A 14,726-nucleotide genomic window follows, 5' to 3' on the forward strand; every position below is an offset into this window, starting at 1 on the left:
CACCCCCCCCTGATCGATCGCCGGGCGGCAGCACTCAGGACGGGCGGCCCGCCACCCCACCGGCCGCCCGTCCCATTTTCAACGCTTGCGTGGAGACCGTCGGATGCCGAGCGTCACACCGGCCACTTCCACCGACTGCCAGCTGCGCTGGGCGTACCAGCGCACCGCGATGGCGTTCGAGCGCACCTTCGCCGCGTGGATCAGGACCGGCCTCGCGGCGCTGGCGTTTGGCATCGCCATCCACGGCCTGAAGGGCGACGCGCCGGGCTGGCTGTCGCGCGTTGCCGAGACCGGGCTGATCCTGTTCGCCGCCTTGTGCTTCGTCACCGGCCTGCGCCGTTTCCACGCCTTCGCCGGCGCCGCGCCTGCGGACAGGTTCCTCGCGCTGCGCCTGTTGCCCGCGATGAGCTGGACCCTGCTCGGCGCGTCGCTCGCGGCGCTGTTCGAAATCTGGCTGGCATAGCGCGCGGTCCCGCTGCGGGGCGGCGACGATTGGCAGATCGGGCGCGACTGGTTTACGGGCACCCGCCTCGATGATGCGTGCCGTCCCCCTCCATCAACCCGATCGCGCTGCCGCCGGCCTCGAGGCCGTGTTCCTCGACAATCGCGCCGTGCTGCTCGCCTTCCTGCGCGCGCACGGCGCCGGTGAAGCCGCCGAGGACGTGCTGCAGGACCTGTGGCTGCGGGTGATCGCGGCCCCGCCCGGGCCCGTCGCGCAGCCGCTGTCGTACCTCTACCGCGCGGCGAACAACCTGATGCTCGACCGCTACCGCTCGGCGCGACAGGCGGCGCGGCGCGACCACGACTGGAGCGAGACGCGGCCCGAAGCGCAGGCCGCGACCGGCGAGCGCGCATTGATCGCGCGCGACCAGATCGAGGCGGTGCGCAGGGCGCTGACCGCGCTCGGCCCGCGCACCGAGGCGATCTTCCGCCGGCACCGCCTCGACGGTGTCGCACAGCGCGACCTTGCATCCGAGTTCGGCGTCAGCCTGAGCACGGTCGAGGCCGACCTGCGCAAGGCCTATGCCGCGCTGATCGCCCTGCGCCGGAGCTTCGACGATGCATGACCCGTCAAGGCTGGCCCGCCGCGCCTCCGTCTTGGGGTTGAGAGTCGCATGACCGAGGACCCGACCCTGCACGACGAGGCGCTCGACTGGATCATCCGGCAGCGCGATCCCGCGTTCGACGCCTGGCCCGAGTTCGCGGCGTGGCTCGGTGCCGACCCGGCGCGCGCCGAGGTGTATCAGGCGATGGCGGACGCCGACCGCGACCTGCCCGCGATGCTGCCTGCCGCACCCCGGCCGCAGGCGGTCCCCGCGCGCCGCGTCGGGCGCCGCGCCTGGCTGGGCGGGGCCGTCGCCGCGTCGCTGGTCGCGGCCGGCAGCTATTCCTTCCTGTCGCTGCGCCCCGAGCCCTACGAGGTCGCGACCGCCGCCGGGCAGACGCGGCTGCTGGTGCTCGTGGACGGTACGCGGATCGACATGAACGGCGCGACCCGGCTGCGGCTCGACCGCAACGACGAGCGCTTCGTCGAACTGGTCGACGGCGAGGCGGTGTTCACCGTCGTCCACAACGAGGCACGGCCGTTCGAGATGCGGGTCGGGGGCGCGACACTGCTCGACGTCGGCACGGTGTTCAACGTCAAGCGCCACAAGGGCGCGACCGACGTCGCGGTCGCCGAGGGCGAGGTCATCTTCAACCCGCAGACCGAGAACATCCGCCTGCCCGGCGGGCGCTGGCTGCGCACCGTCGACAAGGAAACGCGGCTGGTCATCGGCGAGATCGAGCCTGGCGTGATCGGCGCGTGGCGGACCGGCCGGCTGGTCTATCCGGGCACCCCGCTCGAGCTGGTCGCGCAGGACCTGTCGCGCAACCTGGGCATGACGATCGAGGCCGCGCCCGCCGTCGCGGGGCGCAGGTTCCGCGGCGTCATCAGCTTCGGGCGCGACCGCCAGGGCGCCGTCGCACGGCTGGGGCCGCTGCTCGGGGTGCAGGTGCGCGGGGCCGGCGACCGCTGGCTGCTGACCGACGAGGACGGATGACGGGCGGCTGGCTCCCCGTCGCTGCCCTGCTGATCGCAACCCCCGCGCTGGCAGGCCCGGCGATCGACCTGCCGGCCGGGCCGCTCGGTCGCTCCGTCGAGGCTCTCGCGCGGCAGAGCAATATCAGCGTCGCCATTGCGGACGGGGTCGCCTGGGCCGCGCCGGTCAAGGCGGTGCGCGGACGGCTCACCCCGGTCGCGGCATTGAAGCGGATCGTCGCGGGCACCGGCGCGCGTGTCGTGGCGATCGACAAGGTGACGTTCCGCATCGAGCCGGCTCTGCGGTCCAAACCAGTGGCGCGCTCCATGCCGCCACTGCCGGTGGCAGCCGTCGAAGATGATCCCCCGATCATCGTCACCGCCAGCAAGCGCGACACCCGCTTCGGCGACTATCAGGGCATCGTGCAGCGGATCGACGGCGACGCGCTCGGCTTCGGCGGCGAGATGGGAACCGACGGGCTGATCTCCCGCTTGGGCAGCCTGTCGTCGACGCACCTCGGCGCGGGGCGCAACAAGCTCTTCATCCGCGGCGTCGCCGACTCCAGCTTCACCGGGCCGACGCAGGCGACGGTCGGCCAGTATCTCGGCGACATCCGCCTGACCTACAACGCTCCCGACCCCGACCTTCGCCTGTACGACATCGCCGCGGTCGAGGTGCTCGAGGGGCCGCAGGCGACCTTGTACGGCGCAGGCTCGCTCGGCGGTATCGTCCGCATCGTGCGCAACCCGCCGCGGCTGGGCGCTGCCGAAGCCGCGGTCTCGGCCGGCGTGTCTTTGACCCAACACGGCGACCCCGGCCTCGACGTCGGCGGCAGTGTCAACCTGCCGGTGCTGGACGACCGCATCGCGCTGCGCGCCGTCGCCTATGGCATCACCGAAGGGGGTTATATCGACGATCCCGGGCGTGGGCGCGACGACGTCAACCGGACACGCATCGCCGGCGGCAGGGCGGTGCTGCGCTTCGATGCCGGCAACGACTGGACGGTCGATCTCGGCGCTACGCTGCAGCACATCCGCGGCGAGGACAGCCAGTTCGCCGACCGCGACGCCCCGCCGCTGACCCACCGCAGCGCCTTTGCGCAAGGCTTCACCGCCGACTACCGCCTCGCCGAGCTCGTCGTCGGCAAGGACTGGGACGGGCTGCGCCTGTTGTCGTCGACCGGCGTCGCGCGCCAGCGCCTGTCGGAGCGCTATGACGCCGGTTCGGGGCGCGTCTTCACGCAGGACAACCGCACGCTGCTGATCTCCAACGAGACACGGCTGTGGCGGCCGATGGACGACCGTTTCGGCTGGGTGGCCGGCGCCAGCCTGGTGCACAACCGCGCCGAACAGGCGCGCGCGCTGGGGCCGGTCGATGCGCCGGTACCATCGACCGGGGTCACCAACCGCATCTTGGAGACCACGGCGTTCGGCGAGGCGAGCCTGATGCCGATCGCAGGCCTTACCCTGACCGCGGGCGGACGCCTGACCCACGCGCGCCTGTCGGGCGACGGCGAGGACGCGGCGCCCGCCTTCAGCGCCGCCGCCGCCGCAGCGCGTGCGCGCATCGTCGCCGACCGCAGCGAGACGCGCTTCCTGCCCTCGGTCGCGGCGTCGGCGTCGGTGCTGCCCGGCACAATCCTATTCGTCCGCTACAACCAGGGCTTCCGGCCCGGCGGCCTGTCGGTCGACAACGACTTCGTCCAGCGCTTCCGCAGCGACCGCGTCGCGACGCTGGAATCGGGCGTGCGCTACGGCCAGCCCGGGCGCGATAGCCTCGACCTGGCGGCGTCGGCCGCGTGGACGCGCTGGTCCGACATCCAGGCCGACTTCATCGACGGCGCCGGGCTGCCCGCGACCTCCAACATCGGCGACGGACGCATCTACAGCCTCGCCGTGAACGCCGGCTGGCGGCCGACGCGCGAATTTTCGTTCGACGCGGCGATGGTCTTCAACGACAGCCGCGTCACCGACCCCAGCACCGCGGCACAGACCCGGCCGGCGATCCCGCTGCGCCGCATTCCCAATGTCGCGCGCTGGACGGGGCGGCTGGGTGCCGAATATCGGACCGATCTCGACGGCGACCTCGAACTCAGGGTCGGGGCGTCGGCGCGCTACACCGGGCGCTCGCGGCTCGGTGTCGGGCCGATGCTGGGCGACGCGCAGGGCGACTATCTCGACACGTCGCTGACCGCGCGCGTCGGCCGAGATCGCATGGGCGTCACGCTGTCGCTGACCAACCTTGCCGACAGCATCGGCAACCGCTTCGCGCTCGGTACGCCCTTCGCGCTCGACCGCGAGCAGATCACGCCGCTGCGGCCGCGCACCGTCCGCCTCGGGGTCGACGCCCGCTTCTGAGATTTTCGCGCGCGTCCGGCCAAGGCTGAGCGGCGACGTCCCCGTCTTCCCTCCTGACGGCAGCCCGCACTGGCGCGGGACGCCCCCCGGAGACTTGCCTTGCGCCTGTTGTTCGCTTCGACCTGCCTGACGCCGATCGCCCTGCTCGCCCTCGCGCCCGTCCATGCCGAGACCCTGATCGACACCCGCCGCACTACCCCCGCCGCGACCGCGACGATCAAGTCGGGTGCTGCCGACGATATCCGCATCACCACCGCCGGCTCGGTCGTCCTGACCACCGGCACGGGCGTGACGCTCGACAGCGCCAGCAAGGTGACCAACGAGGGCACGATCCAGATCACCGATGCCGACGGCGCGACGGGCATCCTCGCCGTCGCCGGCAGCACGGGCACGATCGCCAACAGCGGCAGGATCACGATCGACGAGACCTACGAGCCGACCGACACCGACAAGGACGGCGACCTCGACGGCACGCTGGCGAAGGGCAGCGGGCGGACCGGCATCAAGACTGCGGGCGGCTTCACCGGGACCATCACCAGCACCGGCCAGATCACCGTCGAGGGCAACGATTCGGCCGGCATCGCACTCGGCGGCCCGCTGACCGGGGCGCTGGTCAACAACGGCACCATCGCCGTCGTCGGCGACCGCTCAATCGGGATCCGGACCGAGGCGGTCAGCGGCTCGGTCCGCCTCGCCGGCACCATCGCGGCGCAGGGCAGGGACGCCGTCGCCGCCGCGATCCGCGGCGACATCGGCGGCGGGCTCGTCGTTCAGGGCGCGCTGACCGCCAGCGGCTATCGCTCGACGGCGCTACCCGGCGACGTCAGCAAGCTCGACGCCGACGACTTGCTGCAGGGCGGCCCGGCGCTGGTTGTCGCGGGCAATGTCGCGGGCGGCATCGTCTTCGCCATCCCGCCCAAGGACGCCGACACCAAGAACGACGACGAGGACAAGGACGGCATCCCCGACGCCAGCGAGGGCTCGGCCTCAGTCACCTCCTATGGCGCCGCCCCAGCCGTTCAGATCGGCAGCGCGACGCGTGCAGTCAGCATCGGCGCGGTCGCCGGAACCGGCCTCGGCATCGTCGTCGACGGCCGAATCGAGGGCAGCGGCGTCTACAAGGATGTCGCCGCGACCGGCTTCGCGATCGGCGGGCTGGGCGGCACGGTGAGCATCGCGGGCGGCATGAGTGTCACCGGCACCGTCCAGGCGACGTCGAACAACGCCAGCGCCACCGGCATCCGCATCGGCAGCGGCGCGACCCTGCCCGAACTGCGCATCGGCGGCACGGTCGCCGCAGCCGGCGGGGGAATTGCGGTCGCGCAGAGCAGCGCGCTCGCCATTGACGCCGGGGCCACCATTCAGACCGTGCGCAACACCGGCCAGGTCAAGGCGACCGCAGCGGGCGTGGACGGCTCCGCGACCGCTATTCTCGACCGGTCGGGCACGCTGACGCTGATCGAGAACAGCGGGACGATCGCCGCATCGGGGGCCGCCACCACGTCCGCGCGCAACGTCGCGATCGACCTGCGCGCCAACACCAGCGGCGCGACCGTCCGCCAGATCGCGGGCGCGACCGGCGCGGCGGCGCCGAGCATCGCGGGCGACGTGCTATTCGGCACCGGCAACGACACGCTGTCGCTCGCGGGCAAGTCGAGCCTGCGCGGCACCGTCGACTTCGGCGGCGGCACCGACCAGCTGACCATCGTCGAAAACAGCAGCTTCAGCGGTGCGCTGTTGCGCAGCAATGGGCTGGCGGTGAACGTCGCGAGCGGCACGCTGGCGCTGAGCACGCGGGGCCCGGTGGCACTCGGCTCGCTCGCCGTCGGCGCGGCGGGGGTCATCGGGGTCACCATCGATCCCGCGGCCAAGACCAACACGCAGTTCCAGGTCGGCGGCAACGCCAGCTTCGCGGCGGGCTCGAAGGTCGCGCTGACGCTGACCAACGTCGGCAATGCCGAGGGCAGCTACGTCATCGTCAAGGCGGGCTCGGTGACCGGCGGCGGCAATCTGGCGGCGAGCGCGATGCAGCTGCCGTTCCTGTTCAGCAGCAGCATCAGCAGTACGGCGACCAGCGTGTCGGTCGACCTGAAGCGCAAGACCGCGACCGAACTCGGCCTCAACGGGTCGCAATCAGTCGCCTATGACGCGGTCGTCAAGGCGCTCGACAGCGACGCCAAGGTGGCGAGCGCCTTCCTCGACATCGGCGAAGCCAAAAGGTTCGGCACCCAGCTGCGCCAGATGCTGCCCGACCATGCCGGCGGGGTGTTCGAGGCGGTGACACAGGGGTCGCGCGCGACCGCCCGGCTGCTCGCCGACCCCGGGACGCCGGTCGCCGTCCGCGGCCGCTTCACCTCGTGGCTGCAGCAGGTCGCCTGGGGCTCATCGAAGGACCTGAAGAGCACCGCCGCATACGACGTCAACGGCTGGGGCGTCGCGGGCGGCGGCGAGCTCGCGACCGGGGCGGGCAGCTTCGGCCTGTCGGCCAGCTTCTTGAACGGCAAGGTCGCCGACGGCGGCACCGACAACGAGGTGACGTCCGGCCAGTACGAAGCCGCCGCCTATTGGCACGGCCAGTGGGGCGGGTTCAGCGCCAACGCCCGCGCGTCGGCCGCGCATATCGACCTGAACGGCCAGCGCCGCTTCCAGGGCAGCATCGGTAACGAGGCCGTCGAGCGCACCTCGAAAGGCGACTGGAACGGCCGCCTGCTGTCGGCGTCGGGCGGCATGGCTTACGAGGTGCGTGTCGGCCGGCTGACGCTGCGGCCGATCGCGGCGGTCGACTATTACCGCCTACGCGAGGGCGGCTACACCGAGCGCGGCGGCGGGAAGGCGTTCGACCTGACGGTCGACAGCCGGCACAGCGACGAGCTGGCGGTGTCGGGTACGGTCGCCGCGGGCCTGAACTTTGGCGGCAGAGAGGCCGAAGACAGCTGGATCCGCGTCGAGGTCGAGGGCGGGCGGCGGCAGATCGTCGGCGGCAGCCTGGGCGATACCATCGCGCGCTTCGAGGGCGGCCAGAGCTTCACCCTGCGCGCCGAGGACCGCACCAGCGGCTGGGTCGGCAAGCTTCGCGCGGTCGGCGGCAACCAGGGCTTCAAGATCGCCGGCGAGTTCGGCGCCGAGGAGCAGCAGGGCAAGGCCGCGGTCGCCGCCCGCGCCAGCGTGACCTTCGCGCTGTGACGGGCAGCCGGCGCAAGCATCTGGCCGCGGCGGCAGGCCTCGCGCTGCCGCTCTGGCTGCTGCCGGCCGGCACCTCGGGCGGCACCGTCGGCGCCCCACCGCACGTCGATGCGGCGCTTTTCGGAGACGATGCGGGGGCGGCCCGCCGCCTCCGCGTCGTAGATCGGGCGGTACTGCCGCAGCTGCGGACAGCGCGGTCAGAGCCCAAGTCGTTCAATCCGGCATGACCGTCCGGCCGGCGGCCCGGCGACCATTGCCGCCGGGCTCCGACCTCTTCACGGTCACCGTTCGTCCTCGGGCAGGCGGTTCGGCACGGTGTTAGGATCGACGGGCGCCAGGCCGGCGAAGTGCCGGGCATAGGCGGCGATCTGCGGGTCGGGCATGTTATGCGCGATCCGCGCCATGTTGCCGGGCACTGCGGCATCGCCGCGCGCGCCGTCGCGGAATAGCCGCAGCTGGTTGGCCAGATAGCGCGCGTCCTGGCCACGCAGCTGCGGATAGACGAGCGCATTGCCCGCCACGAGACCATGGCATCCGTTGCAGCTGCTGGCATCGACAGCGGGTGCGGGACTAGTCGGCGCGGCCCGCGCGACGGCGGGCGTGAGGCCAGCGTAATAGCGGGCGACGCCGTCGATCTGCGCCGGCGACAATTGGGCGGCCACAGATTGCATGATGGCGCTGCGCCGCGTCCCGTCCGCGAACTGCGTCAGCGCCCGGCGCAGCTGCGCCGCCGTCTGCCCGGTCAGGTTGGGGAACCCGCCCTCCGGCCGGCCGGTGCCCGCGACGCCGTGGCAGCGCGCGCAGGTCGACAGCGGATTGCCGTCGCGGGCGAAATCGGCAGGGCCCCAGACGGGCGTCGTGAAGCTGCTGGTCTGCGGCGGGGCGCTGGAGTTGCGGCTTGCGTAGGGGCGCAGCGGGGAGGGCGGCCCGAATGCGATCGCCGGCAGCGCCGCGGCCTCGGCATCGCCGACGGTTAGCTGGCGAAAGCTCGCCTGCGTCTGGCGCGGTAATGTCCGGACAAAGGCGACCATCGACCAGATTTCGTCGTCGCGGCCCTGCGCGGGCCAGCCCGGCATCGCGGTGAACTTGACGCCGTGCTTGATGACCCAGAACAGGTGCCGGTCGCTCATGCCCCGTACCTGCGCCGGCAGCCACGGCGGCCGCGGCGACATGGCGAGCGCCGACGGGCTCTGGCCGAAGCCCGGCGCGCCGTGGCAGTTGGCGCAGACATTGGCGAAATGCCCCGCGCCGATCGCGATCCGCGACGGGTCGTTCAGGTCGCCGGGCACCTTGACTCCGGCCGACTGGACCTTGGTCGAGCGCTCGAAGACGGCATGGACGACCGTGCTGAACAGCGGCGGATCGGGCGTCGTCGCGGACAGGTCGAGCCAGCCGCTCGCCGCCACCGCCGCCGCCCCCGCGGCGACCACAACCCCGGCGACGGCAACGGGCAGGACCCATCCGAACCGGCCTCGTCCGCGTGGTTCCTGCACCATCGTCTGCTCTCCCCTGCGGCGGCTTCTCGCGTCAGAACCGGTAGCCTACCCCGGCGAGCTGGTTCTGGCGGAAGCCGCCCGATGTCCGGCCGAGGCGATCGTCACGACCGTAATGAGACTAGCGATACTCGCCCGAAACATAAATGTTTCCAGCAATCGCTTACTGCTGGCCGCTGCCGACGCGGACGCCGCTGCGAGTGGTCACCAGCCGTAGGGACCGAAGCCCCAATGAGAGCCCCACGGCCCCCAACCGCCCCAATTCCAGCGGGCATCGGCATAGGTCTGCGCGGCGAGCGTCTGCTGATCGGCGAGGCGCCGGTCCTGCATGTCGCGCAAGTACTGGGCATAGGCATCCTGCGTGCCGACGTAGAGGCAGGCGCACACCTTGGGGTCCGCGTAGACGTAGGTGACGGCGTCGCCGTTCGCGCGCTGGACGAAGGTGTTTGCGGGCAGGCGCGTCAGCATGTCGACGCGCTCGGGCGTGTTCGCCGGCTTCGCCAGGAACCCGGCGGCGGTCAGGTTGTCCTCGATCTTCTCGATGTGCCGCTTGGTCTTGGCCGCGACCGGCGATGCGATCAACATCGCGAGCGCGGCAGCGGTCAGCAGGGGCATGGATTTCGGCGCGCGTTCGACTGCAGACATTTTCGATCTCCGGCTAATCCGTTCGGTCGAGCCATCGGCTGTCGACACAGGTTGAGGACGCAGGAGGGCCGGAGACCCGCATCGGCAATTCGCGTTTCGACCAGCAGGGCGCGCAGCGGTCTGGCGGGGCGCCGCCGCCAGGCACCGCTGCCGCACCGGTCCGAAAATCGCGTCCGGAAATGCGGTTTCCGCACCCAACCCACGGAAAAGGCAGAGGCGAAACAAGCGCGCGGCGGGCGCCATCGTCAGGAACCATCGGACAAAATCATGGTTTTGTTTAGGTTCGGTTAAGCAGTCTTACTTGGCCCGGTCGATTTTTCCGTCCTGAGCGACCTGCATTTCGATGAGGCTCTCATCGTGATTGGGTGGGGGCTGGTGCTCAAATGGGGGGCTGCGAGGAGGCGTCGATGTTTCGCGACCGGCATGTCGACTTCGGGGGCTCGAGGCCCGATGAACCATCGATCGGGGTCGCTATCGCGGCAGATGCGGACCTTGAGATCTTGTTGCATCGCGTCCTGCGGCTGCTTGCAGCGACCGATGTCTCCGCCTTCGTGCACCAGGGCGGCAAGGCGCCGCGCCTGCTCGGCAGGGTCGGAGCGTCAGACGATGAGGGCGGATGTTTCGGCGCGTCTCCCCAACCCGTCGGCCAGGGCCGTCCGGCCGATCGCAACGGCGTGTCGGTCGCCCGGCAGAGTGCCGATGGCGGTCCCGCCAATATCGTGATCACGATCGACGTCGACGCCACGACCGTGCTGACCGTCGTCGCGCAGCGCGAAGGCGATACCACGCTCGAGCTCGGCCTGAACGAGGAGCGTGCGGCGCGGCGTGCCGGCGACTGGATCGGCGATTACCTGCGGCTGTGGTGGCGGCTGCGTCGCGACCAGGAGCGCAGCGAGGGCCTGCGCGACGGGCTCGACCTGTTCGGGATCGGCGTGCTGATGATCGATGCGGGCGGCGGGCTGTTCGAGGTCAATCGCGCGGCGCAGGTCATGCTCGACGATCGTGACGGGCTGACCGCGCATGACGGGCGGCTTGGAGCCGCGAACCTCAACGACGCGGCACGGCTGCAGACCGCGATCATGCACGCCCGGACCGACCATGGCAGCCGCGACCGCTCGGGACGCCAGGATGCGCCGCTGATCAGCATCCGGCGCCGGGGGCGACGGCCGCTGTCGGTCGCGGTGATGCGCGGCGTCGCCAGCCTCGCCGGCCCCAACGCGGTGGTCATCCATGCCGTCGATCCCGAGCACGACCTGGAAAGCGCGATGGCCCCGACCTGCGCGATGTTCGGGCTGACCGGTGCCGAGACGCGCCTGACCAACCTGCTCGTCACCGGTGCCAGCCTCGCCGAGGCCGCGGCCCGGCTGCGCATCCAGGCGCCGACGGCGCGCACCTATCTGAAGCAGGCGTTCGCAAAAACCGGCACCAACCGGCAATCTTCTCTGGTTCAGCTGCTGCTGACCAGCATCGTCCGCGCAGGGCCAGGCGTGGCGCTAACCGCACTGCGCTGATCCAGGTAAAGCGTTTCGGCCCCTCATCCAGATGGGCGGGTTGCATCGGTACGGGCGATGCCGCCGCTGCGGCCCCTCGACTACTACGCTGACGGCCCTCCGAACCGGATGGGCGCCGGTCGTCCGTCCGGATGTTCGTAGCGTAAAGGATTAGTCTCGATGAAGAATCTGTTCATGATCACCGTGTCGGCGGGCGCGATGGCGTTCGCGAGCATGGCGACCGCCCAGTCGGCCACGCCCAACACCAGCAGCTCGTACAACGACCAGTCGGTCGCCGATTCGTACAACGACAATTCGACCGCCAGCACCGACAACACGCGCAACACGTCGACCAACACCGACAACACGCAGACCACGACGAACACCGATGGCTCGACGCGCACCAGCAGCAGCGACAGCAGCAGCGGCGTCGTCTCGGGCACCGTGGGCGCGAACAACGGCGGCTCGGCCAGCGACTACCGCGATTCGTCGAACAACAGCGACAACTCGGTCCGCAACACGTCGACGAGCACCGACAACACGCGGAATACGTCGACCAACACCGACAACACCCGCAACACGTCGACCACGACGACGAACACCGACAACAGCGACAGCTCGCAGCGCTACAGCGACAGCAGCGGCGTCGGGAGCGGCACGGTCGGTGCCAACAACGGCGGCAGCGCCAGCGACAGCAGCGACAATTCGGTGCGCAACACGACGACCAGCACCGACAACACGCGCAACACGTCGACGATGACGACGAACACCGACAATAGCGACAATTCGTACAGCGACAGCAGCGGCGTCGGCAGCGGCACCGTCGGCGCCAACAACGGCGGCAGCGCCAGCGACAGCCGCGACATGTCGGATCGCAGCGACAATTCGGTGCGCAACACCACGACGACCACCACCGACGCCAGCGCCGCGAACGCCGGCACGGTCGGCGCCAACAACGGCGGCACCGCGACCGACAACAGCGACCGCTCGACCAACGAGCAGACGTACAACTCGAACGATCAGCGCACGACCAACACCGACAACACGCGCAACACGACGCGCAACACCGACAACAGCGACAACTCGATGCGCACGACGACGACGAACACCGACAACAGCGACAATTCGCAGCGCACGCGGACCACGACCACGACCAACACCGATGCCAGCAGCGCCACCGGTGCCCAGGTTGCGGCGAACAACGGCGGCAGCGCCAGCGACAGCCGCGACATGTCGGACAGCTCGACCAACGGCTCGTACAACGACAGCTCGAACAACTCGGTCAACGACTCGGGTAACGACAGCTCGCAGCGCACGGCCAACACCAGCTCGGGCAGCGGCTCCAGCGTCGGTGGCGGGTCGGCGACCTATAGCGACAGCTCGACCTACACCTACGGCTACGCCACGACCACGGCACCGGGCACGGCCGCGACGAACAACCAGTTCGGCGGCGGGTCGGTCGTCTCGTCCTCGACGCTCGCGGGCTACGTGACTGGCAACAGCGTCAGCTACGACATCCCGGGCAGCGGCGGCAGCGGCACCAGCAACGGCGGCACCGCCACCGATCCGACCGGCGGCTCGACGACGAGCGGCCAGCCGGGCGGCACGGCCACGGGCGCCGCGGCGTCGGGTTCGGTGAACAACAGCCTGAACGTCTCGGGCTCGGCGTTCCAGAACTTCGCAGGGTTGCAGGGCCTCAACCAGAACACCGGCGTCGGCGCGTTGCAGAACGCCTCGGTCAACGTCGCGGTGTCGGCGGGCACGATCAACGTCGGCGGTCCGCGCTGACCTGACCGGTCCCTTCGAGTCCGGGGCGGGCGTTCGCGCCCGCCCCGGCTCTTCTCATGCCGAAAGACACCACATGGTTCGCGATCTTCTCATCTTCGCGGTCGGCTTAAGTGCCGCAACCGCAGCGTCCGCCGGCCCGTTCGACGCTGCGCCAGTCGCCGACACCGCGCTCGCCACCATCGCCGGCAAGGCCGATCCAGTGCAGGCCGTCCTCGCCAGCAACAGTTCGACGGTCGCCAACAACCGCATCGTCGGCATCTCGACGACCGGCGTCATCAGCATCGACGGCAACGCCTTCCAGAACCTCAACGGCCTCGCGGTGATCAATGCCAACACCGGCAACAACGTCGCGATCAACGCCTCGCTGAACGTCAATGTCGCGATCCGCCCGTAACGTCGCGGTGGTCGCGCTGCTGCTCGGCGGGTGCAGCGCGGCGACGCCGTCGGGCACCAATCGGCTGGCGATCGGCAATTTCGAGGCCGGGCTTCCGGTCGCGTCGATGTACGAGCGCCGCTTCGCCACCGTCATCCGCCAGAATTACGATTTCAGCTGCGGGTCCGCCGCGCTCGCGACGCTGCTGCGCTTTCATTACGCGCGCCCCGTCGACGAGCAGGCGACCTTCGTCGGCATGTGGGCGGGCGGCGACCGCGCCGCGATCCGCAAGCTGGGCTTCTCGCTCCTCGACATGAAGCGCTACCTGGCGGCGAACGGCCTCAGCGCCGACGGCTACCAGGTCAGCCTCGCGCAGATCGCGAAGGCGCGCATCCCCGGCATCGCGCTGATCGAGACCGGCGGCTACAAGCATTTCGTCGTCGTGAAGGGCATCAAGCAGGGCCTGGGCGACGAGACCGTGCTGCTCGGCGACCCCTCGACGGGCCTGCGCCGCATGCCGGTGCACGAATTCATCAAGGCGTGGAACGGCGTGTTCTTCGTCGTCGGCACGTCGGGGCCCGAGGTCCAGGCGACCTTCGCCCGCGCGTCGGAGCTGGCGCTCGCGCCGGGCGCGCGCACGACACTTCAGATGGAGCCGATCAGTCAGGCCGCGCTGGCGCTGACGCGGCCGGGACCGGGTGACCTATGATCGCTGCCGCACTCGTCGCCGCGACGCTGTTCAGCGCCGTGCCGCTGCCCGATCCTGTCCTCGCCGCGCAGCGCGGGGGCATCCTGCTGCCCGACGGATCTAGCGTCGCGATCGGCATCGCGCTCGAGACTCGCATCGACGGCGTCCTCGCGCTGCGCACCATGTTCTCGACCGAGACGTCGGGCGTGCAGGTCTTCGCCGGCAACGGTCAGGCCGCGTCCGACGACGGCACGACCCCCGCGACGACCGGCTGGATGATGCCCGAGGTCAGGATCACCCGCACCGGCGTCGGCACGACCATTGCTGCCGCGCCTGCGGCCGGCGTTTCGCAGATCCGCTTCGGCACCGTGACCGCGGCTCCGTCGGGTCCGGCGCTCGACCTCGACGGCGGGCGCAGCGTCGCGACCCAGTTCGGCACGGTGCAGGCGCTGCAGACCGCGAACGGCACGATCGTGCAGCTGACCGGTCCCGACCTGACGGTGCAGCAGAGCATCGGACAGGCGATCGGCACCGTCGTCGCGAATACCGCCGATAACCGGATTATCGATACAGTAACCTCAGTTAACATTGACTTGCGCGGCATGGTTATACCGTCGGGCATGACCTCTGCGCTCGAAGCAGTGGCGATTTCGGTCGCGACGCGCGGGCGCTGACAAGCAAGGAACGA

13 protein-coding genes are annotated in these 14,726 nt (G+C 70.5%); 11 read left to right on the forward strand and 2 right to left on the reverse strand.

The genetic code is table 11. The features are described 5' to 3' along the window. Positions 1–103 precede the first annotated feature (103 nt). The 6 genes from FMM06_RS03245 to FMM06_RS03270 all read left to right on the forward strand — a co-directional run bounded on the left by FMM06_RS03245 (position 104) and on the right by FMM06_RS03270 (position 7,788). On the forward strand, positions 104–463 hold the full coding sequence (locus tag FMM06_RS03245; RefSeq protein WP_143554769.1) for a YidH family protein: 360 nt from the start codon (positions 104–106) through the stop codon (positions 461–463). A gap of 70 nt (positions 464–533) precedes the next feature. Continuing rightward, positions 534–1,067, forward strand: coding sequence for a sigma-70 family RNA polymerase sigma factor (locus FMM06_RS03250; RefSeq protein WP_235889047.1), 534 nt, complete (start codon positions 534–536; stop codon positions 1,065–1,067). Positions 1,068–1,115: 48 nt separating this feature from the next. After that, the gene (locus FMM06_RS03255) at positions 1,116–2,042 is read left to right on the forward strand and encodes a FecR family protein (RefSeq protein ID WP_143554770.1); all 927 of its coding nucleotides are present in this window, start codon (positions 1,116–1,118) and stop codon (positions 2,040–2,042) included. After that, entirely contained in the window at positions 2,039–4,378 is a 2,340-nt protein-coding gene (locus FMM06_RS03260) for a TonB-dependent receptor (RefSeq protein WP_143554771.1), read from the forward strand. The genes FMM06_RS03255 and FMM06_RS03260 overlap by 4 nt, the downstream gene beginning before the upstream one ends. Positions 4,379–4,477: 99 nt before the next feature. After that, positions 4,478–7,561: an autotransporter outer membrane beta-barrel domain-containing protein gene (locus tag FMM06_RS03265; protein WP_143554772.1), complete on the forward strand. Its 3,084-nt coding sequence runs from the start codon at positions 4,478–4,480 to the stop codon at positions 7,559–7,561. Then, the gene (locus FMM06_RS03270; RefSeq protein ID WP_143554773.1) at positions 7,558–7,788 is read left to right on the forward strand and encodes a hypothetical protein; all 231 of its coding nucleotides are present in this window, start codon (positions 7,558–7,560) and stop codon (positions 7,786–7,788) included. The genes FMM06_RS03265 and FMM06_RS03270 overlap by 4 nt, the downstream gene beginning before the upstream one ends. A gap of 54 nt (positions 7,789–7,842) precedes the next feature. Here the strand turns inward: FMM06_RS03270 and FMM06_RS03275 are convergent, their stop codons facing one another. Both FMM06_RS03275 and FMM06_RS03280 read right to left on the reverse strand, forming a co-directional pair. Beyond that, positions 7,843–9,057 (reverse strand): c-type cytochrome, encoded by a 1,215-nt coding sequence (locus FMM06_RS03275; protein ID WP_143554774.1) that lies wholly within the window; start codon positions 9,055–9,057, stop codon positions 7,843–7,845. Between the two features lie 201 nt (positions 9,058–9,258). After that, on the reverse strand, positions 9,259–9,669 hold the full coding sequence (locus tag FMM06_RS03280) for a hypothetical protein (RefSeq protein ID WP_207790229.1): 411 nt from the start codon (positions 9,667–9,669) through the stop codon (positions 9,259–9,261). A 530-nt stretch (positions 9,670–10,199) separates the two neighbouring features. Between FMM06_RS03280 and FMM06_RS03285 the strand changes: the two genes are divergently transcribed. From FMM06_RS03285 to FMM06_RS03305, 5 genes are all read left to right on the forward strand, one after another. Beyond that, on the forward strand, positions 10,200–11,210 hold the full coding sequence (locus FMM06_RS03285; RefSeq protein ID WP_143554775.1) for a helix-turn-helix transcriptional regulator: 1,011 nt from the start codon (positions 10,200–10,202) through the stop codon (positions 11,208–11,210). 159 nt (positions 11,211–11,369) lie between these two features. After that, a complete protein-coding gene (locus FMM06_RS17085; RefSeq protein ID WP_235889049.1) occupies positions 11,370–12,977 on the forward strand; it encodes a beta strand repeat-containing protein in 1,608 nt (535 codons plus the stop codon). A gap of 73 nt (positions 12,978–13,050) precedes the next feature. Further along, the gene (locus FMM06_RS03295; protein WP_143554776.1) at positions 13,051–13,371 is read left to right on the forward strand and encodes a hypothetical protein; all 321 of its coding nucleotides are present in this window, start codon (positions 13,051–13,053) and stop codon (positions 13,369–13,371) included. Next, positions 13,352–14,059: a C39 family peptidase gene (locus FMM06_RS03300; RefSeq protein WP_143554777.1), complete on the forward strand. Its 708-nt coding sequence runs from the start codon at positions 13,352–13,354 to the stop codon at positions 14,057–14,059. The genes FMM06_RS03295 and FMM06_RS03300 overlap by 20 nt, the downstream gene beginning before the upstream one ends. Further along, complete coding sequence (locus FMM06_RS03305; protein ID WP_143554778.1) at positions 14,056–14,712, forward strand: hypothetical protein; 657 nt, start codon at positions 14,056–14,058, stop codon at positions 14,710–14,712. Before FMM06_RS03300 ends, FMM06_RS03305 begins: the two co-directional genes overlap by 4 nt. Positions 14,713–14,726: the final 14 nt, after the last annotated feature.

This window comes from Glacieibacterium frigidum, from assembly GCF_007097155.1.
In the GTDB taxonomy this organism is placed as follows: domain Bacteria; phylum Pseudomonadota; class Alphaproteobacteria; order Sphingomonadales; family Sphingomonadaceae; genus Glacieibacterium; species Glacieibacterium frigidum.

Excerpts from the sequence above, each read along its gene's own strand:
- FMM06_RS03245 (WP_143554769.1), top strand. The coding sequence starts at position 104 with ATGCCGAGCGTCACACCGGCCACTTCCACCGACTGCCAGCTGCGCTGG.
- FMM06_RS03250 (WP_235889047.1), top strand. The coding sequence starts at position 534 with ATGATGCGTGCCGTCCCCCTCCATCAACCCGATCGCGCTGCCGCCGGC.
- FMM06_RS03255 (WP_143554770.1), top strand. The coding sequence starts at position 1,116 with ATGACCGAGGACCCGACCCTGCACGACGAGGCGCTCGACTGGATCATC.
- FMM06_RS03260 (WP_143554771.1), top strand. The coding sequence starts at position 2,039 with ATGACGGGCGGCTGGCTCCCCGTCGCTGCCCTGCTGATCGCAACCCCC.
- FMM06_RS03275 (WP_143554774.1), bottom strand. The coding sequence starts at position 9,057 with ATGGTGCAGGAACCACGCGGACGAGGCCGGTTCGGATGGGTCCTGCCC.
- FMM06_RS03280 (WP_207790229.1), bottom strand. The coding sequence starts at position 9,669 with ATGCCCCTGCTGACCGCTGCCGCGCTCGCGATGTTGATCGCATCGCCG.
- FMM06_RS17085 (WP_235889049.1), top strand. The coding sequence starts at position 11,370 with ATGAAGAATCTGTTCATGATCACCGTGTCGGCGGGCGCGATGGCGTTC.
- FMM06_RS03295 (WP_143554776.1), top strand. The coding sequence starts at position 13,051 with ATGGTTCGCGATCTTCTCATCTTCGCGGTCGGCTTAAGTGCCGCAACC.
- FMM06_RS03300 (WP_143554777.1), top strand. The coding sequence starts at position 13,352 with ATGTCGCGATCCGCCCGTAACGTCGCGGTGGTCGCGCTGCTGCTCGGC.
- FMM06_RS03305 (WP_143554778.1), top strand. The coding sequence starts at position 14,056 with ATGATCGCTGCCGCACTCGTCGCCGCGACGCTGTTCAGCGCCGTGCCG.